Source organism: Mycobacterium sp. ML4 (assembly GCF_054515735.1).
Genome location: NZ_JBTNSY010000010.1, coordinates 139,495 through 166,022, shown reverse-complemented (window position 1 = coordinate 166,022; position 26,528 = coordinate 139,495). Strand labels below are relative to the sequence as shown.

At 65.2% G+C, this 26,528-nt stretch carries 15 protein-coding genes and 1 pseudogene; 11 read left to right on the top strand and 5 right to left on the bottom strand.

Going from position 1 to position 26,528, the window contains the following annotated elements:
* Window positions 1-27: 27 nt before the first annotated feature.
* Window positions 28-2,397 (bottom strand): PPE family protein, encoded by a 2,370-nt coding sequence (locus ACX9NE_RS13725; RefSeq protein ID WP_459362012.1) that lies wholly within the window; start codon window positions 2,395-2,397, stop codon window positions 28-30.
* 357 nt (window positions 2,398-2,754) lie between these two features.
* Between ACX9NE_RS13725 and ACX9NE_RS13720 the strand changes: the two genes are divergently transcribed.
* Both ACX9NE_RS13720 and ACX9NE_RS13715 read left to right on the top strand, forming a co-directional pair.
* Window positions 2,755-7,926, top strand: a complete 5,172-nt coding sequence (locus ACX9NE_RS13720; RefSeq protein WP_459362013.1) for a PE family protein — start codon at window positions 2,755-2,757, stop codon at window positions 7,924-7,926.
* Window positions 7,927-8,047: 121 nt separating this feature from the next.
* Window positions 8,048-8,151, top strand: a pseudogene (locus ACX9NE_RS13715) (multicopper oxidase domain-containing protein); the annotation flags it as partial.
* A gap of 80 nt (window positions 8,152-8,231) precedes the next feature.
* Here ACX9NE_RS13715 and ACX9NE_RS13710 read toward each other — a convergent pair.
* A complete protein-coding gene (locus ACX9NE_RS13710; RefSeq protein WP_459362014.1) occupies window positions 8,232-9,530 on the bottom strand; it encodes a Fis family transcriptional regulator in 1,299 nt (432 codons plus the stop codon).
* A gap of 397 nt (window positions 9,531-9,927) precedes the next feature.
* Between ACX9NE_RS13710 and ACX9NE_RS13705 the strand changes: the two genes are divergently transcribed.
* The 6 genes from ACX9NE_RS13705 to ACX9NE_RS13680 all read left to right on the top strand — a co-directional run bounded on the left by ACX9NE_RS13705 (window position 9,928) and on the right by ACX9NE_RS13680 (window position 20,027).
* A complete protein-coding gene (locus ACX9NE_RS13705; protein ID WP_459362015.1) occupies window positions 9,928-11,706 on the top strand; it encodes a hypothetical protein in 1,779 nt (592 codons plus the stop codon).
* A gap of 14 nt (window positions 11,707-11,720) precedes the next feature.
* Complete coding sequence (locus ACX9NE_RS13700) at window positions 11,721-13,343, top strand: class I SAM-dependent DNA methyltransferase (protein ID WP_459362016.1); 1,623 nt, start codon at window positions 11,721-11,723, stop codon at window positions 13,341-13,343.
* 44 nt (window positions 13,344-13,387) lie between these two features.
* Window positions 13,388-14,527, top strand: a complete 1,140-nt coding sequence (locus ACX9NE_RS13695; RefSeq protein ID WP_459362017.1) for a restriction endonuclease subunit S — start codon at window positions 13,388-13,390, stop codon at window positions 14,525-14,527.
* Complete coding sequence (locus tag ACX9NE_RS13690; RefSeq protein ID WP_459362018.1) at window positions 14,527-15,546, top strand: 5'-nucleotidase; 1,020 nt, start codon at window positions 14,527-14,529, stop codon at window positions 15,544-15,546. Before ACX9NE_RS13695 ends, ACX9NE_RS13690 begins: the two co-directional genes overlap by 1 nt.
* Window positions 15,547-15,735: 189 nt before the next feature.
* Complete coding sequence (locus ACX9NE_RS13685) at window positions 15,736-16,827, top strand: PDDEXK nuclease domain-containing protein (protein ID WP_459362019.1); 1,092 nt, start codon at window positions 15,736-15,738, stop codon at window positions 16,825-16,827.
* On the top strand, window positions 16,824-20,027 hold the full coding sequence (locus tag ACX9NE_RS13680) for a type I restriction endonuclease subunit R (protein ID WP_459362020.1): 3,204 nt from the start codon (window positions 16,824-16,826) through the stop codon (window positions 20,025-20,027). Before ACX9NE_RS13685 ends, ACX9NE_RS13680 begins: the two co-directional genes overlap by 4 nt.
* Window positions 20,028-20,046: 19 nt before the next feature.
* On the opposite strand, the gene ACX9NE_RS13675 is transcribed toward ACX9NE_RS13680, so the two are convergent.
* The gene (locus ACX9NE_RS13675) at window positions 20,047-20,670 is read right to left on the bottom strand and encodes a hypothetical protein (protein ID WP_459362021.1); all 624 of its coding nucleotides are present in this window, start codon (window positions 20,668-20,670) and stop codon (window positions 20,047-20,049) included.
* Window positions 20,671-20,686: 16 nt separating this feature from the next.
* Window positions 20,687-21,685, bottom strand: coding sequence for a hypothetical protein (locus ACX9NE_RS13670; RefSeq protein ID WP_459362022.1), 999 nt, complete (start codon window positions 21,683-21,685; stop codon window positions 20,687-20,689).
* 535 nt (window positions 21,686-22,220) lie between these two features.
* Between ACX9NE_RS13670 and thyX the strand changes: the two genes are divergently transcribed.
* The 3 genes from thyX to ACX9NE_RS13655 are packed head-to-tail and all read left to right on the top strand — an operon-like array spanning window position 22,221 to window position 25,611.
* Window positions 22,221-22,973, top strand: a complete 753-nt coding sequence (gene thyX, locus ACX9NE_RS13665) for an FAD-dependent thymidylate synthase (protein ID WP_459362023.1) — start codon at window positions 22,221-22,223, stop codon at window positions 22,971-22,973.
* A 51-nt stretch (window positions 22,974-23,024) separates the two neighbouring features.
* The gene (gene dapA, locus ACX9NE_RS13660; RefSeq protein ID WP_459362024.1) at window positions 23,025-23,927 is read left to right on the top strand and encodes a 4-hydroxy-tetrahydrodipicolinate synthase; all 903 of its coding nucleotides are present in this window, start codon (window positions 23,025-23,027) and stop codon (window positions 23,925-23,927) included.
* Window positions 23,928-23,934: 7 nt separating this feature from the next.
* Window positions 23,935-25,611, top strand: coding sequence for a ribonuclease J (locus tag ACX9NE_RS13655; protein ID WP_459362025.1), 1,677 nt, complete (start codon window positions 23,935-23,937; stop codon window positions 25,609-25,611).
* Between the two features lie 43 nt (window positions 25,612-25,654).
* Here the strand turns inward: ACX9NE_RS13655 and ACX9NE_RS13650 are convergent, their stop codons facing one another.
* Window positions 25,655-26,527 carry an SAM-dependent methyltransferase gene (locus tag ACX9NE_RS13650; protein ID WP_459362026.1) on the bottom strand — a complete coding sequence of 291 codons (873 nt, stop codon included), beginning with the start codon at window positions 26,525-26,527 and terminating at the stop codon, window positions 25,655-25,657.
* Between the last annotated feature and the right edge of the window lies 1 nt (window position 26,528).

Here is a 26,528-nt window from a genome sequence, read left to right as displayed (position 1 = left end):
GTGCTCTGACAGCTCAGGCCCGGCAGTTCACAGTGGGATGGCAGGGACCAATGTGAAGCTCGGCAGGATGGTTTGAGTGAGGGTGATGGGGGGGATGACGACGGGGTCTGGGGTGCTGAAGCCGCCGACCTGGATGCCGCCGATGTCCAGCTGCGGCAGGTTGAAGCCGGCCAGCCCGCCGACGGTGATGGGTGGCACGTTGAGTGTGGGAAGGGTGATAGGGCCCAGGTTGATGGGGTTGACCAGGATGTCGGTCAGCTGCACCGCCGGGCCGTTGAGCGCCAGGTTGAAAGCGTCGACCGAGATCGGCGGCAAGCTCAACGCGCCCAGGTTGCCGTTGAACACAAAGCTGAACGGGTTCAGCGGGTTGGCGCCGTTGACCAGTGTCAAAGGCGGGATCTGGGTCGCGGGGATTCCGAAGTGCACCCGGGTGTTGAAGGGGTTGGGGACGATCGAGATCCTCGACCCGGTCAGGTCGACGTATGCCCAGGTGTTGAGGTCCAGCCCGAACGTGTTCACCGGATTGGCGGGATTGTAGATCGATATCGCCGGAGTGGTGATGGTCGGGACGCTGATGGTGGGCAGGGCGAAGGCGCCCGTCTTGATCGTCGGAGTGCTGAACGGGCCCACCGAGATGTTGGGCAATTGTGGAGTGACGGTGACGTTCGGGACGCTGATCGCGCCGACGTTGACCCCGTTGATCTGGATGCCGGGTACCGATATCTGACCCAGGCCGAACGGGGACACGCTGATCGGCGGCACCGATAAGGCGTTGAGGTTGAACGGAGGGATGGCGACAGGAGGGATCGTGATCTGCGGCGTGTCGATGGAGACGGTGATCTGCGGTGTCTCCAGCGGGCCGAAGTAGGGGCCGGCGGGGCCGGGGTGGATCAGGCCCTCGAATGGGTTCGTCCAGTCGATATGGATACGGGGGATCAGGTTGAGCAGGCCGATGTCCAGGGACCCGGTGCCGGTGATAGGGCCCGGGGTGGTGAAGGCGCCGACGTCGATGCGGCCGACACCGATGTTGGGCACCTGGAAGTCCGAGATGCCGATCGGAGGAATGGTCACCGGACCGACGCTCAATCCCGTGACGTCGATCGACCCGGTATTCAGGGTCAGACCGGGACTGGTCAGGGTGATGTCCGGGGTCTGCCAGGCGGGGATCGAGATATCGGGGATGGTGAAGCCTGAGACTTTGATGGGCGGCAGGACGAACCCGGTACCTGAGGTGAATTGCCCGGTGGCCAGGTTGAAGTCTCCGACGTAGATACCGGGGGTGGCTGTGGGTCCCAATACTTGAACAGCCCAATTCATGTAGATCGTGGACGGAATTCCGAGATCGATGGTGATGCCCAATATCCCCGAATTGACCAGGATGTTCGGTACACCCGACAGCACGATGCTGGCGTAGTTCAGAGACGGGTTATGGCTCGTGAGCTGACCCGGATTGCCGGGGATGTTGCTGCCGCCGAAGGGAATCCAGAATCCGGTGGCGGGAATGCGAAGCGAGGGCAGGACCAGAGGTGCCGTGGCCAGCTGCGGGGTGGAGAAGCCGCCCAGGGTCACCCCCGGTATCGAGAACGCGGGGAACGTGAACGACGGAATCGTCAACGAACTGGCCGTAGCGGATATCGATAGTGGCGGCACGGTGAAGTTGCCCGTGGATATCTGTGGAATGGTGATCTGGGGCAACGAGAAGTTCCCCACGGTCAAGTTCAGAATGTTGAGCGTCGGCAGCAGGAAGCGGGGAACGTTGATCGGCGGGATGGTTATCTCCGGCAGGCCGACCGCCAGCGCAGGCAGCGGCCCGACCGGCGCCGGATTCACGGCGGCCGCCAACGCACCGGCCGCCTGAGCCGGCAGGCCGGCGAGGTTGGTCAGCGGCTGGGCAAACGGCGCCAACGCCGATGCGATTGCCGAAGCCTCACCGTGATAGCCCAACATCGCGGCGATGTCCTGAGCCCACATCAACTCGTATTCGGCCTCGGCGGCGGCGATGGCGGGCGCGTTGAACCCGAACAAGTTGGACATCACCAGCGAGACCAGCTGGTTGCGATTGGCGGCGATCGCCACCGGGTGAACCATCGCTGCCTGCGCCGCCTCGAACGCACTGGCCGCCGTCCGGGCCAGGGCCGCAGCATTGTCGGCTTGTGCGCTGGCCGCGCTCAGCCACGCCAGATACGGTGTGGCCGATGCCGTCATCGCGGATGCTGCTGAACCCTGCCAGGGCCCGGCCACAAGCTCGGTGGTCACCGATTCGAACGACTTTGCCGCCGAACCCAATTCGCTGGCCAGGCTGTTCCAACCCGCCGCGGCCGACAGTAGCGGTGCCGGCCCCATGCCGCTGAAGATCTGCGTCGAGGCGATCTCAGGCGGCAGTATCTGGATGTTCATGGCACAAGCTCCTGGTGTTCATCGCGGGCCCACGCCGCTTCCGCCGGTAAGGACATCGCTGACAGTTGCCGAAGATGAAATCTCGGCAGACGTCGAGACGAATTGAAGGATTCAAGCACATTCGTTTGGGGGCAGGGTCCGGTTGGCCTCGAATTCATCGGTGCGCCGACGTCGTCCCATCGTTGACGGGGCGTATGGTCTCACCGGAATTCGCTGCGACCGTCGAGCGTCTTCCTCCTTTTCTGATTCCGCACACGACGAATTGCGTCTTGATACGATCCGCCGACCCAGCAGCGCTCAGTCCGTCAACCGGGATGCTGAGCGATCCGCACAGCGCACTCTTTGCGAGAGGGAACTATGTCGTTCGTACTCGTCACACCGGAAATGCTGTCGGCCGCTGCGGCTGACCTCAACGCAATAGGGTTGGGGTTGAGTGCAGGCACCGCCGCAGCGGCACCGGCGACCATTGGTGTGATCCCGGCGGCGCAGGACGAGGTGTCGTTGGCTCTGGCAGCGTTGTTCGGCCGGTACGCGAACGACTATCAGGTAATGGCTGCGCAGGCCGAGACGGTACGTGACCAATTTGTGCGCACCTTCAGCGTTGCGGGAGGCGCGTACACAGGTGCGGAGGCGGCGAATGTGGGACCGCTGCAGGCATTGGAGGAGGGCGTGCTCGCGGCGGTGAATGCGCCTACCTTGGTTTTGCTGGGTCGTCCGCTGATCGGCAATGGTGCCAACGCGACCATACCGGGCGGCGCCGGCGGGGCCGGCGGGTTGTTGGTCGGCAATGGTGGTAACGGCGCCGCAGGTGCGGCTGGTCACGCTGGTGGAGCAGGTGGGGCCGCGGGGCTGTTTGGGATCGGCGGGACTGGTGGGGCCGGTGGAACCGGTGTCGGCGCCAGCGGCGCGTCCGGTGGCGCCGGTGGCGCGGCGGGTTTGCTGTGGGGTAACGGCGGGGCGGGCGGCGATGGTGGTCCCGGCGCCAGTAACCCCGCTGGTGTCGGTTTTGCCGGCGGGGCGGGCGGCGCCGGCGGCGCCGGCGGATGGCTCACCGGCGGCGGGATCGGCGGTGCCGGCGGCATGGGAGGCCAAGGCGGGATCGGTGTGAACGGCGCCGCCAACACCCAAGGCGGTATCGGCTTCACCGGTGGTGCCGGCGGCACCGGCGGCGCGGGTGGCCAGGCCGGACTACTTTGCGGCCAAGGCGGGAGCGGTGGTCACGGAGGGGTCGGCGGCGTCGGCGGCACCGGTGGTGCCGGCGGCGACGGAGTGACCCCGGGTACCGGCGGTACCGGCGGCACCGGAGGGGCCGCGGGCCACGGCGGCGCCGGGGGGGCTGGACGACTCTTTGCTCCCGGTGGCCAGACGGGAGGCGAGGGCACCGGGGGCACTGGCGGCCTCGGCGGTAATGGCGGCAACGGCACCCAGGCCGGCTCCGCCGGTGCCGGCACTGGCGCCGACGGAAGCATCGGTGTCACCGGTGGGCATGGCGGCCAGGGCGGTGCCGGCGGGGCGGCGCTGACCGGCGGATTTGGCGGGAGCGGTGGCAACGGCGGTAACGGCGGTACCGGGGGTACCGGTGGGGACGGCGGTTCCGGCGTGGTCGGTGGTGGAAACGGTGGCGCCGGCGGTACCGGTGGCACGGGCGGCGCGCCCGGCCTTGCCGGTCCAGCCGGGGGTTTCGGTGGTCATGCGGGCAACCCCGGCCTCGCCGGATCCGGGGGAACCGGTGGGCAGGGTGGAGCGGCCTCGGCCGTACCCAATGCCGCCGCGGGAACCGGGCTCGCGGGCGTCGACGGCTATCAGGGCGGTGCCGGTGGTACCGGTGGCAGCGGCGGCGGGTTCGGCGGTAACGGCGGCAACGGTGGTGGCGGTGGTGCCGGTGGTGCCGGTGGAGGTGGCTCTGACGCCGCAGGTCTTTTCAGCAGCGGTGACGGAGGCAAGGGCGGCCGGGGCGGTGCCGGAGGACAGGCCGGTATCGCCGGCGGCGCGGCGGCCGCCAACGGCGTCGGCGGGCAGGGTGGTGTCGGCGGCCGGGGTGGTCAAGGTGGGCAAGGCGCGCCGGGCACCAGCTCCCTTGCACCCACCGCGGGCGACCTGGGTGGCAAGGGTGGTGCCGGCGGCACTGGCGGCGTCGGCGGTGCGGGTATCGGCGGCGTCGGTGGTGGTGACGGCGGCCGAGGCGGCGTCGGCGGTCAGGGCGGCAACGGCGGGACCGGTGGCGACAACATCGGATTCAGCGGCGGTAGCGGCGCGAAGGGCGGGCAGGGCGGCGTCGGCGGCAATGCCGGGTTGGGCGGATCCGGTACCGACGGGGGAACGACAGGCGACATCGGGACGGGCGGGGTGGGGGGTACCGGCGGCACCGGTGGTCAGGGCGGTGAAGGGAAATCCGGCTTCAGCTCAGCCACGCCCACCGCGGGCGACCTGGGCGGCAAGGGTGGTGCCGGCGGCACCGGCGGCGTCGGCGGTGCGGGCAACGGCGTGACGCACGGCGGCGCCGGCGGCCAGGGCGGCGTCGGCGGTCAGGGCGGCACCGGCGGGACCGGCGGCGACAACATCGGATTCACCGGCGGTAACGGCGCGAAGGGCGGGCAGGGCGGTGTCGGCGGCAATGCCGGGTTGGGCGGATCCGGCACCGACGGGGGAACGACAGGCGACATCGGGACGGGCGGGGTGGGCGGTACCGGCGGCACCGGTGGTCACGGCGGTGAGGGGAAATCCGGCACCAGCTCGGCCGCGCCCACCGGGGGCGATCAGGGCGGTCAGGGTGGCGATGGTGGGACCGGTGGTGACGGCGGCGCGGGCAACGGCGTGACGCACGGCGGTGCCGGCGGCCGGGGCGGCGTCGGCGGTCAGGGCGGTCAGGGTGGGACCGGCGGTAACAACACCGGCGCCAGCGGTCTAGGTGGTAGCGGAGGCATCGGTGGTACTGGTGGTTCGGCCGGTGCGGCCGGGATCGGGACGGACGGCGGCGGCGCCGGCTCCCTCGGCACCGGCGGCAAAGGCGGTACCGGCGGCACCGGCGGGCAGGGCTTCAACGGTGCCAACGGGACCAACGCCGGCTCCCCGTCGAACGGTACGCCAGGCGGCCAAGGTGGGACCGGAGGTCAAGGCGGTGCCGGCGGTGCCGGCGACGGCCTGGGTAGCAACGGTGGCGACGGCGGTACCGGCGGCAAGGGGGGTGCCGGCGGTGTCGGCGGTTTCGGTGGCAACAACACCGGCAACAATGGCGGCGACGGCGCCAACGGTGCAACCGGCGGTACCGGTGGCACCGCCGGTATGGGCGGTGCGGGCACCGATGGCGGACTAATCGGCAAGAACGGCACCGGCGGTGACGGCGGCAAAGGTGGTGCCGGCGGTACCGGCGACGCCGGCGCCAACGGCGGTAACAACACCAACGGCGGCAATGGCGGCAACGGCGGTAACGGCGGAGCGGGTGGGGTCGGCGGAGCGGGCATCGGCGGTGTCGGTGGCGGTACCGGTGGCCAGGGTGGTGCTTCCGGCGCCGGAGGCAACGGGGGCAACGGAGGCAACGGCGTCGGCATATTTACCAGACCTGGCGGGGCGGGCGGCGCGGGCGGCAACGGTGGGACCGCAGGCCAGGGCGGTGCTGGCGGTGTCGGTGGCGGCAACGGGGGCCAAGGCGGCGCTTCCGGCGCCGGTGGCAACGGCGGCAACGGTGGGGCCGGCGGCGGCTTGGGCAGCACCGGAGGCGACGGCGGGGCCGCCGGCGACGGCGGCGATGGAGGAAAGGCCGGTGCCGGAGGTGCCGGCGGTGCTGGCGGCGGTGACGGCGGCCAAGGTGGCGCTGCGGGTGCCGGCGGCAACGGCGGCGATGGCGGCAGCGCCAGCTTCGCCGGTTGGTCCGGTGGGAGTGGCGGCGATGGTGGCGCGGCGGGCGTGGCGGGCGGCGGTGGTGCCGGCGATGGCGACGGTGCCGGCGGCAACGGTGGCGCCGGGGGGGTCGGCGGTTCCGGCGGTAATGCCGGCAATAGCCGGGGTGCTGTCGCCGGAAATACCGGGGGTGCGGGCGCGGCAGGAAGCGCTGGCGGCGCCGGCGGCGCTGCCAGCGGCAGCGGTGCCGCCGGTAACGGTGGTAACGGTGGTAACGGTGGTAGCGGCGGGACGGGCGGCCACGGCGGCAGTGTCGTCAATGGGGCGGGAGGCGCGGCGGGCGCAGCCGGTGGGGGCGGCGCAGGCGGTGCAGGTGGCGACAACACCGGCACCGGTAACGGTGGCAACGGCGGCAGCGGCGGAACCGGTGGTAACGGCGGCACCGGCGGCGATGCCGGCAGTGGCGGCATCGGGAACTCCAACCCGGGTGCCGCCGGTGCCGCAGGTGGTCTTGGCGGTGCCGGTGGTGCGGGCGGCCATGCCCTCGGTACCAGCGGCAATGGTGGCAGCGGCGGCAGCGGCGGCGCCGGGGGCAACGGCGGCAACGGCGGCATCTCCGACGGACTCGGTAACGGCGGCAATGGCGGTGGCGGCGGTGGCGGCGGCACAGCCGGCGCCGGCGGTAACGCCAGCACCGGCGGCGGCACCGGCGGCCAGGGTGGCAACGCGGGGGCCGGCGGCAACGGCGGCAACGGCGGTCATGCCACCATCGCCGGGTTTCCGGGCGGCAGCGGCGGGACGGGCGGCGTGGCCGGAGGCGCCGGGGCCGGTGGCACCGGCCACGGCATCGGCAACGGCGGGAACGGCGGGGCCGGCGCCAACGGCGGGACCGGCGGCAACGGCGGCTACAGCCTCGGCTCCGTCGTCGGTGGCGCGGGCGGTTCCGGCGGCGCGGGCAGTGCCGGGGGCGCCGGCGGCCACGCCACCGGCAGCGGCACCGGGGGCATCGGCGGGTCGGGCGGAAACGGTGCCAACGGCGGTAACGGTGGTAACGGCGGCAACACCATCAACGGCGCCGGCGGCAGTGGCGGCAATTCCGGCGCCGGTGGCGCAGGCGGTGCCGGCGGAAACAACAGCGGCACCGGCGATGGCGGGGCCGGCGGCGCCGGCGGCAGCGCCGGGATCGGTGGCAACGGTGGCACCGGCGGCACCGGCGGATTCGGCAGCAACGGCGGCAACGGCGGTACCGGCGCTCTGGGCGGCGCCGGAGGTGTGGGCGGCGACGCCACGGGTATTAGCGGAAACGGCGGGAAGGGCGGCGCGGGCGGTACTGGAGGCAGTGGCGGCACCGGTGGCACTGGCGGCTTGACCGACTCCCACGGCGGCGCCGGCGGCGGTTCCAGCCAGGGTGGTGCCGGCGGGGCAGGCGGCAACAGCACCGGCGGCACCGGTGGTGATGGCGGCCTCGGCGGTACCGGCGGTGGTGGCGGGAATGGCGGCAACGCCGGCGCAGGTGTCGGCAACAGCCCCGGCAACGGCGGCAGCGGCAGCAGCGGTGCCAAGGGCGGCGGCGGCGGAAGCGGCAAGAACGGGCCGGGCGGGGCGGGCGGCCCCGGTCAGGCCGGCTCCGCAAACCTGGGTCAATTGGGCGGCTCCGGCGGCCTTGGTGGTGCCGGTGGCGCCGGCGGGTGATCCCTCGTTAGTCCCAGACATCCGGCGGCGGCGGTCTGGTGGCGACACCAAGCGGGTTTGTTAGGCGCTGTTCGCGTCCGGGGTCCTGACCATCGCAACCAGGGTGTGCTTCGCCAGGCGCCAGGTGGACTTCGACACCGACAACCGGGTCGCTGGATCGCCCACTGCCACAACATATATCACCTGGAAGCCGGTATGGCGACGTTCATTGAGTACCGGTCGTAGCGTGAGGAGGTAGATATTCATGCCGCGGCAGCCGGGCCCTTCATGCTCGGCGTCCGGGTGCGCCGCGTGCCATCGACGCGCTAGGCCACCGCACCTGATTGCTGATCTTCCGCCGCATCGGCCTCGGCGTCGCCCTTTGCGTCGGTGAGGGCGGACAGTGCGTCGGTCAACACTCGCTGGATTCCGGAAGTGATTCCAGTGCAGGAGGTTTCGATCTTCGTAGCACTTTTCTGAATTGAACAGGCGGCCTTCTTCACGTCATCAAGCGTATTGAGCTGCGCGATGGCTTGGGTAATTTTCTCTTCGGCGGTGGCGATCTGGTGTGCGCCCCTACGGGTGGTCGCTGCCAGTGCGGCCGTGCGCAGCAGCATGACGACGGTGCGCACCAGTTCCGGGTCGTCTGATCCCGGATCGAAGGCAAGCACGATACGACGGGGACCGATCACCCTGATGGACCGGCCTCCGTTCTGCTCGGCGGTCCGCACGAGGCCGAGCGCCGCCGCGGCAAGGCGGTTACGCTCGGCCTCGTCAAAGTACGCGGTCCAACCCGCACGGGCCGAGTCCGTCATTTCGATCACTACGCGGGCCGCACCGCCATCGATGGTCAGCAATGCGTCGCCCTTCTTCGAGCGGGGCACTGCGCCGACAATGGCACGGGTGTCCGTGAAATCGTCACCGAGGCCCGTGGCGACCTCCGAAAGCACAGCGTTGACCTGATTTTCGAATGTGTCGCCCTTGATCGGCGTCACCTTGGCCAACCTGGCCCTGGCTTCCTGAACCTTTAGTGAGGTCATCAATTCGTCAACCTTCTTGACCACGTCGACGTGGTTCTTATCGATCTGTTCGGTCAGCTTCTGCTGGCGGGCATCGAGTTCCGCGGCGTGTTTGGCTATCGGCGAGGTGGGGTCGCTGGGGTCGAATTGCTTCGCGGCCTTGGCCAGCAGTTCGCTGGTGCCGGTTCTCGCCTTGGCGTCGAGGTCGGCACCGAACTTGTCGAGCACGGGCTGCAGTCGTTCCAGCAACTCGGGGTTCTCGCCCGCGAAGATGCGACGCAACTCGGAGGTGAGGTCAGTCTTGGCCGTTGAGACCGAGTCGGTGAACTCTTTGCGGCTGGCGGCGTCGGCCTCGCTGATGGCCTTCTTGGCATCGGTGGCGGCCTTCGCCACGACTTCGGATGCTGACTTCACTGCCCGTTCGGTGATCTCGATCACCTTGGTTGTGGAGTCTGCTGCCTTGTCGCCGACTTCCTTCAGCATCTGCTCGAGGATGCGCGACTCCTGAGCCTGGCCGGTTACGGACAGTGCGTGCGCGCCGATCTTGACTGCTTCGGTGATGAAATCGGACAGATCGGCCGCCGCGAGAGTGTTCGGATCGTCCACTATCGGACCCCTTTCGCCGGCCGTCCAGCGCTGAGCCTCGCGGGCAACATCCTTGTCCCGCACGGTGAGTCCTTCGATTACGACGCCGGTCAGGGTGTCGTCGAAGTGAGCTTGGGGCTGCTTGTTTTGCATGGCTTCCTCTGGAGAGTTGTGCTGCCGCGGGGGTGCGGAAGCGGTGTGTCCGAAGAATCCATCACCGTAGATCTTTGGTCAACGGTGATTACTGATAAGCCCGCTTATCAGTCATGGCAGTTGGAAAATGAACTATCGAGGCTTACCTTGGGGAGGAGCCGAGAGGATACCCGTGATCACGCTGACGCTGCAGGACGTCGCTGACCTAGCCAAGGTACAGCGGCCTGTGGTCAGTATGTGGCGAAAGCGGCCAATGGTTCGCGGTGTGTCGATACCGTTCCCGGCTCCGGTGGCGACCGTCGACGGTGTTGCGCGCTTCTCCCGTGACGATGTTGTGGATTGGCTGACCCGCACTGGTCGCGGCAACAACTCCGAATACGACTACGACGCCCCCGGGGTTGCGACGCCAGACGATGCGGAACTCGAAGATGTGGTCACTCTGCTGTGCTGGTACACGCTCACCGGACAAGAGCTCACCGGCAGGGCGCACCCGGACTTGGTGCGGTCGGCAGATGAGTTCGATCCCCAGGACAGCCTGTTGGCCAGAGAGATCCGCGAGCTGCGGGTGTCCAATGACGTGCTCGCCTACGTCGACGATCTGGTCGAAGCGTCGCACGGCCCGGCCGACGCGCTGCAGCGTCTCGAGGCCGGACGACTCAAGCGCCGCGAGCAACTGCGCGAACTCACCGACGACGCGGTAAAACTGTTGCGCTGCATGGTTGAAGCCGCTGCTGTCTATCTCGAAGACGACCGGGTGGTGCTGCGGGCCGAGGGTTCGCCGGTGGCGCTCGATGTGGCGGAGGCGTGCGAGCTCGATGTCGTGGCGATCGATCGAGCCCTCCGGCGCCGCGCGGTCATACGTGGCATCCATGTCCGGGAAACCGCTGTATTCAAATGCGTTTCAGTCATCTCCCTGGTCGGTCTTGATATTGCTGACACCCTCGACGGTGTGGACGATGCCGTTCTGGAACTGCCGCCGGGGGATGTGGCGATTCTCATCGGCTCCGCCGCCGCGCTCTCCGATGAGCTTGCCGGGCCGTTGCAGCACCGCCGCGCGGGGGCGCTCCGTGTGGGCAATCTTGTTGCTGCGGTCCGGCTCCCGCGGGGGCTATGGCGCGAGGCGCACCGACAGAGCTTGGCGGTGTGGGTCTGCGTCGGCGGTGCTCAAGCGCAGCGGCCCTGGGTTGCCGAACTCGGCGCCGTCGAGCACATCGAGTTAACAGATGTCGCCGCCGACGTCGCCGGCGCGTTGGCGCAGACGGAGGACCGTGCCTTCCGCTACGCACGGCGGACCCAGCTGTCGAGCGTGCTCGCCGGAGCGGCTGTGGTGCCCAGGGGAGTTCGAGCAGTGCGCCTGCGCGGGCATGATGAAGCAGAACATGTGGACCGAGTGCACCGGGCAACGTTGGTGACGACGACACCGCTGCCGATGTTGGACGTGCTGGTCACGTCGGCGCCCGGGCGTATTCACCTTGCCCACCGCTCCTTGGACGAGCTGCAGTCCGCCAAGCGACTGGTCCTCAAGCGGGGGCGACGCATCGACGTCAGTCACGGGTCACCGGAGGGAACGGTGCGGGTGCTGCCGGAGGAAGTGGTTGGGACGCTTACCCTCGATCCTCTTGACGCCGAGGCGAAGTACCCGCGTGCCACGCGTACCGAGCCAGGTGATGTGATCTTCGTGGCGAAGCCGCGGCCGAGGGCCTGGGTGGACCGGGAGGGTGGGGCGATGGTGGCCTGCCCAGCCCGGATCCTGCGGTTGTCCGAGTCGGCGGAGGTCGGCCCGTTGGTGCTCGCCGCGCTCATCAACCAAACCGCATATCCCGGAAGCGAATGGCAGACATGGACGGTTCCGGTGCTGCCACGCGCCGAAGCTGAGCGTCTCGAGGCCGCGCTGGCCGAGGCTCATGAATACGAACAGCAGGCGAGCCGTCGGGTGGCCGCTGTGCGCGAGTTGACGACGGCAATGATCAACGGGGTCGCCGCCGGCGCCCTGACGCTCGATGTGGAACACAGTGCGCCGGGGTTCACCCGGGGCAGGAAATAGGAAGGACGCACGCGATGCCGCCCCGGAAAAAGCAGGAGCCGCAAGCACCGTCGACCATGAAGGAGCTTAAGGACACGCTCTGGAAGGCCGCGGACAAGCTGCGCGGGTCGCTGTCGGCCAACCAGTACAAGGACGTGATCCTGGGTCTGGTGTTCCTGAAATACGTCTCGGATTCGTTCGATGAGCGCCGTGAGGCAATTCGTGCCGAGCTTGTCGCCGATGGTATGGACGACGATCAGATCGAGGAACTGATCGATGACCCTGAGGAGTACCACGGTTACAACGTGTTCGTGGTGCCTCCGACCGCGCGATGGAAGTTCTTGGCGGAGAACGCCAAAGGTAAGCCCGCGGTCGACGGCGATCACGGCAAGAACATCGGCCAGCTTATCGACGAGGCGATGGATGCCGTGATGAAGGCCAACCCGACGCTGGCCGGCACGCTGCCGCGGTTGTACAACCGCGACAATGTTGACCAGCGGCGCCTGGGGGAGCTGATCGACCTGTTCAATAGCGCACGCTTCAGTCGGCAGGGCGAGCACAAGGCGCGCGATCTGATGGGGGAGGTCTACGAATATTTCCTTGGTAATTTCGCTCGCGCGGAAGGCAAGCGGGGCGGCGAGTTCTTCACCCCGCCCAGCGTGGTGAAGGTGATCGTCGAGGTGCTGGAACCCACCACGGGCCGGGTATACGACCCGTGCTGCGGGTCGGGCGGCATGTTCGTGCAGACCGAGAAGTTCATTGCCGACCATAACGGTGATCCAAAGAACATCGTCATCTACGGCCAGGAGAGCATCGAGGAAACCTGGCGGATGGCCAAGATGAACCTGGCCATCCACGGCATCGACCACAGCGGGCTCAGCAGCCGGTGGGGAGACACCTTCGCGCGCGATCAGCATGCCGATGTCCAGATGGACTACGTGATGGCCAATCCGCCCTTCAATATCAAGGACTGGGCGCGCAACGAGGAAGACCCGCGCTGGCGGTTCGGCGTGCCGCCGGCCAACAACGCGAACTACGCCTGGATCCAGCACATCCTGTCCAAGCTCAAGCCCGGTGGCAAGGCTGGGGTGGTGATGGCCAACGGCTCGATGTCGTCGAACTCCAACGGGGAGGGCGAAATTCGTGCGCAGATCGTGGAAGCCGACCTGGTGTCCTGCATGATCGCGCTGCCGACCCAGCTGTTCCGTAGTACGGGAATTCCTGTGTGTCTGTGGTTCTTTGCGAAGGACAAGGCTGCGGGCAAGCACGGTTCGGTCGATCGATCAGGTCACGTGCTGTTCATCGATGCCCGTGAACTGGGCTACATGGTGGACCGAGCCGAGCGGGCGCTCAGTGACGACGACATTGTGCGGATCGGTGACACCTACCACGCCTGGCGTGGATCCTCGTCGGCTGCCGCGAAAGGCATTACCTACGAAGATGTTCCGGGGTTCTGCAAGTCGGTGACGCTGGCAGAGATCAAGGACGCGGACTATGCGCTGACGCCTGGTCGGTATGTCGGCGCGGCAGCAGTCGCAGGCGACGGTGAACCGATCGACGAGAAGATCGCGCGACTGAAGGCGGAACTGCTTGCAGCGTTTGATGAGTCGGCGCGGTTGGAGAAGGTCGTTCGGGAGCAGTTGGAGCGCTTGTCGTGACGCGCGTTCGTGTCGGCGCACTCGTAAATGAAGGAATACTTCGGGTGGAGGACGGTAACCATGGCGAATACCGTCCGCGCCCCGATGAGTTCGTCGTCGATGGTGTGCCATTCATTCGTGCTGCTGACATGTCGAGCGGAGAGGTCGACTTCGAAGGCGCGGGGCGAATCAACGGTGTTGCCCGGGCGCGAATCCGAAAAGGTATCGGTGCGCCCGGGGATGTGATCTTGTCTCACAAGGGAACCGTCGGCCGCATCGCAGTCGCTCCAATGACCTCGCCCGACTTCGTATGCTCACCTCAAACGACATTCTGGCGCTCGCTGAATCCCGAGAAGCTTGATCAACGGTTCCTTCGATATCTGATGGCATCTGATGATTTCAAGAGACAACTCGATGTGCTCAAAGGGCAGACGGACATGGCACCGTACGTCAGCTTGTCCGATCAGCGTTCCATGGAACTTCAGCTACCGGATATCGATGAGCAACGGGTTATCGCCGATGTGCTCGGTGCCCTCGATGACAAGATCGCCGCTAACGAGCGAATCCGAGTCATTGCTGATACCTTAGCAAAAGCTGTGTGGCTGTCCTCGACCGCGAACGGATTGGACGCCAGTTTGTCAGAGATGGCGTCTTTCGTGAACGGAAGAGCGTTTACAAAGAACGCTTCTGGCCGTGGCCGCGTGGTTGTGCGTATTGCGGAACTTAATTCGGGCATCGGGGGATCGACTGTCTACAACGACATTGAGGTGCCGAGAGACCACCTGGTCGGGCCTGGTGATCTTCTTTTCGCCTGGTCGGGATCGCTGACTGTAGCGCGTTGGTTCCGTCCGGAGGCGATTGTCAATCAACATATTTTCAAAGTGATTCCGAAGGCTGGGTATCCTCTGTGGCTGGTCAACCAGGCGCTTCGCGCGAAGTTGGAGGATTTCAAGGCGATCGCAAGCGACAAGGCGACAACCATGGGCCACATTCAGCGTCGTCACCTGGACGAGTCGACAAAAGTCCCCGTCGCTGGGGAGATTGACCGTATCGACACGGTGATGAGCACTTTGTGGTCTCGCGCGTTGGCAGCCGAGCAGGAGAATGTGAATTTGTTAACCGCACGCGACGAGCTGCTCCCCCTTTTTATGACTGGCCGTCTGACGGTCAGAAGCCCAAAGAACCTCGCCCAAGCGGTGGTCTAGTGGCGTACGAACTCGAGGATCGTCTTGTAGTTGGTGTTGCGTCAAGCGCACTGTTCGACTTATCCGAATCCGATGCATATTTTCGCGAGCACGGTGAATCGAAGTATCGGGACTATCAGGACGAACGTATCGAAGAAACCTTGAGGCCAGGAGTTGCTTTCCCGTTTATCCAGCGCTTACTTAGCCTGAACGACCTTCGGCCTGACGATCCCTTAGTCGAAGTGATCATTTTGTCACATAACGACCCTATGACCGGGCTCAGAGTAATGCGGTCGGTGCAAGCATATAACCTCGCGGTGAGTCGCGCGGTATTCACTCAGGGACAAGCTCCGTACGCTTACATCAAAGCGCTGAGCATGTCGTTGTTCTTATCGGGGAACCGCCGCGACGTTGATGCGGCTATCGCCGCGGGGTCGCCCGCAGGGCATGTTTTGCCGTCCTCTGCTTCGTATGATCCTGAAGATCTTTCGCTTCGAATCGCGTTCGACTTCGATGGTGTTCTAGCAACTGATGCCTCGGAGCAGATCTACAAAGAGGCAGAAGTAATCGAGCATTACCTGGAACATGAATCTTCTCACCGCGAAGTCCCGCTTGATCCAGGTCCGCTGAAGGAGCTTCTTGAGGATCTCAACCGTATTCAATCGATAGAAGACCAACGCAAGTTGGCAGATCCGTCATACGAACTGAGGTTGAGGATCTCGTTGATCACAGCCCGGAATGCACCCGCCCATGAACGAGCCGTGAACTCGCTCAGGGCATGGGGTGTGAATGTTAATGATGCCTTTTTTCTAGGTGGGATCGAAAAAGTCAAGGTGCTTCAGGTTTTGCGTCCCCACGTATTCTTTGACGATCAGCAGATCCACTTGGACAGCGCTGTCGAACACATAGCTGGGGTACATGTTCCATACGGGATCGCCAACAGCGACCAGGCAGCCGTCGAACCTCGCCTGGATATCGGGTTTGCGCCATCCGGCAACTCGGCCGCAGACGTTGGACCCGATTTGTCGCTGGAGGTTTGATGGCTCCCCGCGAAACTCGCCCATGCGGTGCCACGCTAGTCCGGAGAATTGAGTCGCGTGACCTGCTCATAGACACCGACATAGACAATCTTCGCCACTACATAGACAGTGTCAGTGTTAGCCGGGGCGCACGTCCGCCGAGGCTGCAGCTCGTCGACTACGGTGCCCGGCCCTTGGCAGAGGATCACGATGGCGCGCGATGACCAAGGCAAGAACGAGGCCAGGTTCCTTGCGATACAGCCCAAGGCCGCTGTCCCGGACTGGTATCTAGAGCTGCTCGATGTCGTGGCTGGCCGAGTTCAAGCCGGGCGTCAACGCGCCGTTGTGGCAGCCAATCAGGAGCTGGTCGCCACGTACTGGGAAGTCGGCAAGGAAATCTTGGCTCGGCAGAACGCCGAAGGTTGGGGCGCTCGCGTAATTGACCGGTTGGCTTCTGACTTCAAGGAACGCTTTCCGGAGGCCACGGGATTCTCGCCGCGCAACCTTAAGTACATGCGAGCGTTTGCGGCGGCGTGGCCACACCGGGCAATTGTGCAAGCGCCACTTGCACAATTGCCGTGGTACCACCACATCACGCTAAATGAGAAGCTGGACAGCTCTGACCTGCGACTCTGGCACGCACAAGCCGCCGTCGACCAAGGCTGGAGCCGCAACCTCCTTGTCCACCACATCGAGGGCCAAGTCCACCACCGGGCCGGCCGCGCCATCACCAACTTCACCGACACCGTGCCGCCGCCGGACTCAGACCTAGCCGAGCAGGCAACCCGTGATCCCTACCTCTTCGACTTCGTCGGCGTCGCCGACATTCGCGGGGAACGTGACCTGGAACAGGCGCTGACCGACCACGTAGAGAAGTTCCTCCTGGAACTCGGACAGGGCTTCGCGTTCGTCGGTCGTCAGGTCCACCTGGAGATCGGCGATGCCGACTTCTACGCCGACCTGCTCTTCTACCACCTGAGGCTGCGCTGCTTCGTCGTGATCGAGCTCAAGGTCGGCGACTTCGACCCGAGCTACCTTGGGCAGCTAGGCATGTACATGTCGGCGGTTGACGACCTACTGTTTCACGCAGAGGACAGGCCGACCATCGGCCTTGTGCTGTGCAAGACGAAGAACAACGTCGTCGCCGAATACGCGTTGCGCGGATACACGGCGCCGATCGGTGTCGCCGAATGGAAGACCGCGATCACCGCCAGTCTCCCATCAGAACTCGAGACGAGCCTTCCCACGGTCGAAGAGCTCGAAGCCGAGCTGGACGGCGAAAGTGATAAGGAGCGATCATGACCGAATTCAGTGAGGCCGCCTGGGAGCACATGGTGCTCGACGAACTGGCCGAGCATGAGTGGATCGCCATGTCCGGCAGCGACATTGCTCCCGGTACCGACAACGGTCGCGAATCCTGGTCCGACATCCTGCTGCCAGACCGCATGCTGGCCAAAATGCGGGCGCTGAATCCCAATGTTCCCGGCGACTACCTGGACCAGGCGCGGGCACAGATCATCACGCCGCGATCTCAGGACGCCATCACCGAGAACTTCCGGCTACACCGCTACCTCGTCGAGGGTTACCGGGGAATCAGCTACATCGACTCCGACGGCATCGAGCAGAACCCCACGATAAGGCTGATCAGCCACCGGCCCGAGGAGAACGAATTTCTTGCCGTCCAACAGGTTACGATCCGTACCACCGAGAAGCACCGGCGTTTCGACGTGGTGCTGTACCTCAACGGGATGCCGGTCGCCATCTTCGAACTCAAGCAGGCCGGTGCGCAGCACGCTGACGTCGCCGCCGCGCATGCGCAACTCCAAACCTATCGACGCGAATTCCCCATGGCTTTCCGGTTCGCGGTGCTCACCGTAATCAGCGATGGCATCAACGCCCGCTACGGCACACCGTTCACCCCGTTAGAGCATTTCGCGCCGTGGAACGTCGACGACGACGGCAACCTTGTCAAGGTCGGGCAGTCTGCTGACGAGCTGGACGTGCCGATCGAGCTGGAGACCCTGATCGACGGCTTGTTCAACACCGAACGCTTCCTGCAGCTGCTGCGCAACTTCACCGCCTTCGATGAAGACGGCGACCGGCTGATCAAGCGAATTGCTAAACCCCATCAATACTTCGCCGTCACCAAAGCGGCCGGGCAGACGGTGCAGGCGGCTGAGACCAACGGCAAGGCCGGTGTGGTCTGGCATACCCAGGGCTCGGGCAAGTCGATGGAAATGGAGCTCTACACGCACCTGGTAGCCCAGTACCCCAAACTGAAGAACCCGACCATCGTCGTCGTCACTGACCGCACCGACCTCGACTCCCAACTGTACGAAACATTCAATCGCTCGGCGCTGCTCGCCGAATCCCCGGCGAAAGTGACCACGCGATCGCAGCTGCGCGACGAGCTGTCGCACCGCTCTACCGGCGGCATCTACTTCACCACTTTGCAAAAATTCGGTCTTACCAAGGCCGAACGCGAAACCGGCGTCGACCACCCCCTGCTGACCGACCGGCGCAACATCATCGTCATCGTCGACGAGGCCCACCGCAGCCATTACGACAATATCGACGGCTATGCCCGCCACATTCGCGACGCACTGCCCAACGCGGTGTTCATCGCCTTCACGGGCACGCCGATCTCGGAGGTTGATCGCAATACCCGTGCGGTCTTCGGCCCGACCATCGACACCTACGACCTGACCCGGGCAGTAGCCGATAACGCAACGGTGCCAGTCTATTTCGAGCCACGGTTAGCCAAAGTTGGTTGGGCGGCCGGCGTCGGCGCGGACGACCTGGACGAGGCCGCCAAAGAGGCAACCCTCGGTCTCGATGATGTGGAACGTGCGCAGGTCGAAAAGTCGGTTGCCGTCATCAACGCGATCTACGGCGCACCGGCGCGCCTGGCGAAGCTGGCCGAAGACATTGTCACCCACTGGGAAGCGCGCTCCGAAGCGATGCGGCCGTTCATCGATTGTGCTGGCAAGGCGTTCATCGTCGGCGCAACACGGGAGATCTGCGCCCGGCTGTACGAGGAGATCATCACGCTCCGCCCGGACTGGGGTCACGACTCCGTCGACAAGGGCGTCGTCAAGGTTGTCTATTCGGGTTCTGCGCAGGACTCGGGGCTGATCGCGAAACATGTGCGCCGAGAGGGTCAAAACAAGACCATTCAGAAACGGTTGCGCGACCCTGACGACGAGCTGCAGATCGTCATTGTCAAAGACATGATGCTGACTGGGTTTGACGCGCCCCCGCTGCACACCCTCTATTTGGACCGGCCGCTCAAAGGCGCGCTGTTGATGCAGACGCTCGCACGCGTTAATCGGACGTTCCGTGGCAAGCCGTCGGGATTGCTGGTCGCCTACGCGCCCCTGGTGGACAACCTCGCGGCGGCCCTGGCCGAATACACCGAGACCGACCGTGCGGAGAAGCCGCTCGGCAAGGACATCGAAGCCGCCGTTGTCGAGACCCGCAAACTCGTTGCTCGACTGGACGAATTATGCGCGGGCTACGATTGGCGTTCCAAGGCGCCAATCGTTGGCTGGTTGAAGGCGGCCATCGGCCTGGCCGCCTACCTGCGTGCGCCGAGCACTCCGGGGAATCAGAACACACCAACGCTTGACGATCGGTTCCGCACTTTGTCAAGCCATTTGGCGCGGGCGTGGTCGTTATGCGCGGGCAACGAGACGTTGGCAGAGTTGCGGCAGACGGTGAAGTTCTACGAGCAGGCCCGGGTGGTGATGGGCAAATTCGATGCCCAGCAACGCCAAGCCGAGGGCAAGCCGATCCCTGAGGAAATCAAGCGACTGCTCTCGGGACTGGTCGATGCGTCGACCGCTGGCGGCGAGATCATCGACATCTACGACGCTGCGGGATTGGACAAGCCGTCACTGTCCGACCTGACGCCGGAATTCGAAACCAAGGCCAAAAAGTCGGAAAACCCACACCTGGCCATCGAGGCGCTGCGTGCTCTGCTCAGCAAAGAGATGGGCGTAGCGACCAAGAACAATCTGGTGCGTCAGCGCGGCTTTTCTGAGCGGGTTTCGGAGTTGATGCGCAAGTACACCAACCAGCAGCTCACCTCGGCTGAGGTGATCGCCGAACTCATCGCGATGGCCAAAGAGGTTGCTGCCGAGGGTGATCGAGGCAAGAAGTTCACGCCGCCGCTGTCGCATGACGAGCTCGCGTTCTACGACGCTGTCGCAGACAACGAATCGGCAGTTGAGCTGCAGGGCGAGGAGGTGCTGGCGCAGATAGCCCGGGAACTGGTGGCAGTCATGCAGCGTGACACCAAAACCGACTGGACCGTACGGGACGATGTCCGGGCGAAATTGCGGTCGTCCATCAAGCGACTGCTTGTCAAATACAAGTACCCGCCGGACAAGCAACCGGCAGCGATCAAGTTGGTGATTGAACAAATGGAGGCGTTGGCACCCCGATATGCGGAGCACGCAGGTCGATTAATGGATGCAGAAAGCTACAGGGGTCTGGATTGATGACACCGGTGGGGCGACCTCAACCGAAAATGTCTTTTCTGCTCGAATACGTGTAATACTCGCGAACCTCCATCCCCGATGACCACTGGGGATATCCGGCAATGATCTCGGCGTCGGACAACTCTGTCATATCAGGAGGTGCGTCGCCGAGTCCGGGTGCGTAACCGATGTACATTCGAGCAGCTAATCCCGACAGAGATAGCCAGTCGAAACCCAGGACATACTCCTGCAATCTTTCCCCAACGGGCGTGATCGTCTCAGAAGTGACAGCCTCGGGGGAATCGGCGTCCGCTGCCCACAGTTGGTCATAGTCACCCGTTGGCCGCCTCGAGTTTTCCGATGTGCTCGGTGCCCAATAGCCGCGGGTCGAATACCAATCTTTCTGTCGACTGGTGACATCGTTCGCCCACGCGACCTTCCCGACTCCTGTCATCACGACCAATGCGACGTTTGATCCGGTGAAACCGCACCATCGAATATCGAATATCGCCCCGGCACGTGAACGCTGCGGAGACACGCGCACATCAATCAACTCCGCCTCGTCTAGAGCGCCCTGTTCAATCAGAGGATTAAGGTTTGATGAAATCTTAAAATCGATGTCTGGTGTATATTCGTAAAGTTGACTAATTGCATAGCTTCTCACACCATCGATCCTATCATTAATTCGATATCGGTATGTGCGCAAAGGGGTCCGAAGGTGGTATGGTGCGTCCGGTGAATGGATCTACTTCCTGGCCTGCCGCGTTAAGGTAATTTAGGTATCCGTTGGGATAACCTGAGTTCGATTCCATGACCCGTATTGACACGACGCGCGGTTCGATTCCCGGTTGGTTGGGTGGGATCGGATAGATCCATCCTTGTCCTGACTTCGCTGGGGTGTCGGAGATTAGACCCGGAGGCACGCCCGGCAGGTTGACACCGCCGGGGCCGATCACACTCGTCGGGGGGTGCTGCTTCGGCAAGATATCGAGGTATTGTCGCTTTTCCTGATTCAGCAGTTCGGTGTCGATGTGAAAGTCGGTTCTTCGTGGGTCCTTCGCGGGCAGTGACTCGATTAAAGGCTTTTCGATATGGTTGTGCTCCCAAATCCTTCGATCGACGTCTTGCAATCCGGCGGCCGCTTGCTGACGAGATATCGGCGGTTCAGGTGCCGGCGTGGGGTCTTGTTTCCAAGTCCGGTCGACCAAACGAGGATATGGTTTCGAGGTCCGAGGGCCTTCATTGAACGTGGGGCAGCCCAGCGTATCGCCGTCGTGGTTCATTTGGTTGGAGACCTGCAGTTCGGCGGCCCACCATTCCTGTGCGGCGTCTCTGATCTGCCGGGTGAACCCGAGAGTAGCCTCCTGGTACTTCTCCGCGGCCGCATCGCTGATTCCGGCCGGACGAGTCCATGCCACCGATAGGTCGTCGTTGACCAGAAAACCCTGACGTTCTGCGTTGTCGATCATGGCTCGCACATTCGTCAGTTTCGGCATGACGGACTCGGTCAAGCCTCGGAAAGCTCTGTCTGCCATCCTTCTGATTGCATCGGCACCGCGAATGATTTCCTTGCGATCGGCGTAGGCAAGGGCGACTGCTGCATCAGCGGTTTGTCCCGTCCAGGATTGTCCACCCGGGTGTTCCACCGCATGTACGTATTCGTCGGCAGATTCTTCCAATTCGGTCGCGGTGGCCCTCCACGAGTCGATCAGCGTAAGCACCACTTCCGGTCGCGCCGAATCGATCTGGCTTCGGCTTACCACAGCCGCTTACCCCAGGCTTGCTGCGATCACAAGTGGACCGCCATGGACGCCAGCGGTTCCTGGATTTTTCGAGCCGGTTATCACCCCCGCCCGGTTGGCATCGGCATTTGCGAACTGGGTCCGCGCTCTATCCACGCGGTCACCCACCGTCGTGAACCGCTGCGCAACCTTCGTGCGGAAGGCGGATAGGGTTCCGCACTTACTGCGATGGCGGTAAGCAGCGTCGGTGTGTCGGCTGCCGTCTCCGGCAGGGGAGTGGGCGCATTGAGCTTCGCCGCCAAGCCGTGGAGTTTTGGAACCAACTGCGCCAATGCATCGAGTTCCAGCGACAGGATTTCGCGATCTAGCAATCCAACTCCTGTCAGCGCTACCTGTGAATGGTGCCACGACGCTATCAGCAGGGCGGCGCCGCTGCGTGCCCCCGCATAGCAACCCCGCTACGCTGAGCGCCGTGGCCGAGACCGCGCCGCTGCGCGTGCAACTGATCGCCAAGACCGACTTCCTGCCGCCGCCGGAGGTGCCCTGGGCAACCGACGCCAACGGGGGCTCCGCGCTGGTCGAGTTCGCCGGCCGGGCCTGCTACCAGAGCTGGTCCAAGCCGAATCCGCGGACCGCGACCAACGCCGGCTACATCAGGCACATCATCGACGTCGGGCATTTCTCGGTGCTCGAACACGCCAGCGTGTCGTTCTACATCACCGGCATCTCGCGGTCGTGCACCCACGAGCTGATCCGGCACCGGCATTTCTCGTACTCGCAGCTCTCGCAGCGCTACGTGCCCGAGAACAACTCGCAGATAGTGCTGCCGCCCGGCGTGGAGGACGACCCCGAGCTGCGCGAAATCGTGACCGCCGCCGCAGACGCCAGCCGCGCTACCTACACCGAGTTGCTCGGCAAGCTGGAAGCGAAGTTCGCCGACCAGCCAAACGCAATCCTGCGCCGCAAGCAGGCCCGTCAGGCCGCCCGTGCTGTGCTGCCGAACGCCACCGAGACCCGCATCGTCGTGACCGGCAACTACCGGGCATGGCGGCACTTCATCGCGATGCGGGCCAGCGAGCACGCCGACGTCGAGATCCGCCGGTTGGCGATCGCATGTCTGGGCCAGCTCGTCGGCGTAGCGCCCGCCGTGTTCGCCGACTTCGAGGTGTCCACGCTGGCCGACGGCACCGAGGTGGCGACCAGCCCGCTGGCCACCGAGGCCTGAGCGTCGCGGCGGTGCTCGGAGGCTTGCTCTAGCCAGGTAATCTGGGGAACCGTGAGCACCGTCGGATTCGATGCCCCAGCACGGCTGGGAACGCTGCTGACCGCGATGGTGACTCCGTTCGGCGCTGACGGCGCTCTGGACACCGCGGCTGCGGCCGAGGTCGCCACCCACCTGGTGAACGAGGGTTGCGACGGTCTGGTCGTCTCCGGAACCACCGGGGAGTCGCCGACCACCACCGACGATGAGAAGCGCGAGCTGCTTCGGGTCGTCCTGGACGCGGTCGGGGACCGGGCCCGGATCATCGCCGGTGCCGGCACCTACGACACCGCACACAGCATCAAGCTCGCCCGGTCCGCAGCCGCCGAAGGCGCACACGGGCTCCTGGTGGTCACGCCCTACTACTCGCGGCCGCCGCAGCGCGGGCTGATAGCGCATTTCACCGCCGTGGCCGACGCGACAGAACTGCCCGTTCTGCTCTACGACATCCCGCCCCGGTCGGTGGTGCCGATCGAATTCGACACGCTGCGCGCGCTGGCGGCACACCCCAACATCGTCGGCGTCAAGGATGCGAAGGCTGATCTGCATGGCGCGGGACAGATCATCGCCGAAACCGGCCTGGCCTATTACTCCGGCGACGACGCGCTCAATCTGCCGTGGCTTGCCATGGGCGCCACCGGCTTCATCAGCGTGATCTCGCACATGGCGGCAAGTCAGCTACGGGAGTTGTTGTCCGCCTTCAGTTCCGGTGATGTCGCCACCGCCCGCAAGATCAACCACTCGGTGGGGCCACTTTGCAACGCAATGAGCCGACTGGGCGGCGTGACGCTGTCCAAGGCGGGCTTGCGGTTGCAGGGCATCGAAGCCGGCGACCCCCGATTGCCGCAGGTGGCGGCCACCCCCGAGCAACTCGACGCACTGGCCGCCGATATGCGCGCGGCCTGCGTTCTCCGGTGAGTTGACGTTGAACGAGGAGCTCGCCCCGCCCGGTCCTCTGGCCGCGGGCGGACTGCGGGTCACCGCGCTGGGCGGAATCAGCGAAATCGGCCGCAATATGACGGTTTTCGAGCATCTCGGCCGGCTGCTGATCATCGACTGCGGCGTGATGTTCCCCACTCACGACGAACCCGGGGTCGACCTGATCCTGCCCGATCTGCGTCATATCGAAGACCGGCTCGACGACATCGAGGCGCTGGTGCTCACCCACGCCCACGAGGACCACATCGGGGCGATCCCGTTTCTGCTCAGGCTGCGGCCCGACATCCCGGTCGTCGGCTCGAGGTTCACCCTGGCGCTGGTCGCCGCCAAATGCCGCGAACACCGCATCAAGCCGGTGTTCGTCGAAGTCAAGGAGGGGCAGAGCAGCCGGCACGGGGTGTTCGAATGCGAATACTTCGCCGTCAACCACTCCATTCCGGACGCGCTGGCCATCGCCGTCTACACCAGTGCCGGGACCGTGCTGCACACCGGCGACATCAAGCTCGACCAACTGCCGCTCGACGGCCGTCCCACCGACCTGCCCGGCATGTCGCGGCTCGGGGACGCCGGTGTGGACCTGTTCCTGTGCGACTCCACCAACGCCGAGCATCCCGGCGTCGGGCCCTCGGAAAGCGAGATCGGACCCACCCTGCACCGGCTGATCCGTGGCGCCGACGGGCGGGTCATCGTGGCGTGTTTCGCCTCCAACGTCGACCGCGTGCAGCAGATCATCGACGCCGCAGTGGCATTGGGCCGGCGGGTGTCGTTCGTCGGACGGTCGATGGTGCGCAACATGGGCATCGCCCGCGAGCTGGGGTTCCTGAAGGTGGCCGATTCCGACCTGATCGACATCGCCGCCGCCGAGGAGATGCCGGCCGACCGGGTGGTGCTGGTCACCACCGGAACCCAGGGCGAGCCGATGGCGGCGTTGTCGAGGATGTCACGTGGCGAGCACCGGAGCATCACCCTGACCGATGGTGACCTCATCGTGTTGTCGTCCTCGCTGATCCCGGGCAACGAGGAGGCCGTCTACGGGGTCATCGACGCACTGGCCAAAATCGGGGCCCGCGTCGTCACCAATGCGCAAGCGCGGGTACATGTTTCGGGTCACGCCTACGCCGGTGAGTTGCTGTTCCTGTACAACGGCGTGCGTCCGCGCCACGTCATGCCGGTGCACGGCACCTGGCGGCACCTGCGGGCCAACGCCAAGCTGGCCGCCAGCACCGGTGTACCGCAGGAGTCGATCCTGGTGGCGGAGAACGGCGTCAGCGTCGATCTGGTCGCCGGCAAGGCCCGTGTCGCCGGTGCGGTACCCGTCGGCAAGATGTTCGTCGACGGATTGATCACCGGCGACGTCGGCGAAATCACGTTGGGCGAGCGTCTCATCCTGTCCGCCGGCTTTGTCGGGATCACCGTGGTGGTACATCGGGGCACCGGCAGGCCGGCTGCGAGACCGCATCTGCATTCCCGCGGTTTCTCCGAGGACCCGAAGGCACTGGAGCCCGCAGTGCGCAAGGTCGAGGTCGAACTGGAACAGTTGGCCGCCAACAACGTCACCGATCCGATCCGGATCGCTCAGGGCGTGCGTCGCACCGTCGGCAAATGGGTGGGGGAAGTCTATCGCCGCCAGCCGATGATCGTGCCCACGGTTCTCGAGGTCTGAGGCGCACTCGCGGGTGCGAACCCGGCGCGAGCCAGCCGGATCGCTAGATCTTCTCCGCGCAGGCCGACCATTCGATCTGTGAGGCCGGCAGTGTGCGCCCGGCGGGCCGCACGTAACGCTCCATGAGCTCGTCCGGCCCGACCTGCTCGAGCAGTCGCCAGCCGTACTCGGCGAGAAAGCCGTCCACCTCGTGAGGCAGTAAACCGAAATGCCAGAGTTGACGCCGGCCCCGCACCGAGCGGTACAGCGTGCGGGTGCCGTACCGGTTGGTCCCGTCGATGAAGTCGCTTCGGACATAGCTGAACACCATGCGACTACCCGGCGCCGTCGGGCGCAGTCCCTCCAGCGTGGCGCGCACGGCGCCCTCGCTGAGGTACTGGGTGACGCCCTCCCAAACGAGAAACACGCGGTAGTCGGTGCGGTACCCGTGCTCGGCCAGCGCGGTCAGCAGGTCGTCGCGCTCAAAGTCCAATGCCACCAACCGAACCGAGAGCGGCGGTTCGCCCAGCACCCTTCGTACGGTCCGCGCTTTGCGGGCGATGTTGACCGGCAGATCCACCTCGAAGACCGGCTTGCGGATCTGACGGGTCAACCGGTAGGCGCGGGTGTCCAGGCCGGCTCCGAGAATCACCACCGCGTCCATGTCACCGACCGATTCGGCGAGCTTGTCGTCGATGAATCGTTTGCGGCAGGCCAGATTTGCCCACAGTCCGGGGCCGGTCCACTCCGATGCGGCGATAAAGGCCCGGCGAAGAACCGGCGGGCGGACAGCGGCGACCAGCCAGCGCAACGGTGCCGGCAGGAAGAGCTCGGCCAGGTCGTCGTCCACCAGCCTCCGGGAGGCCGGTTCGTGCTGCTCCACCGCGGCCAGCAGCATCGGTCCGAAAGCGGTGCGCGCAGCGAGATTTCGTCGCACT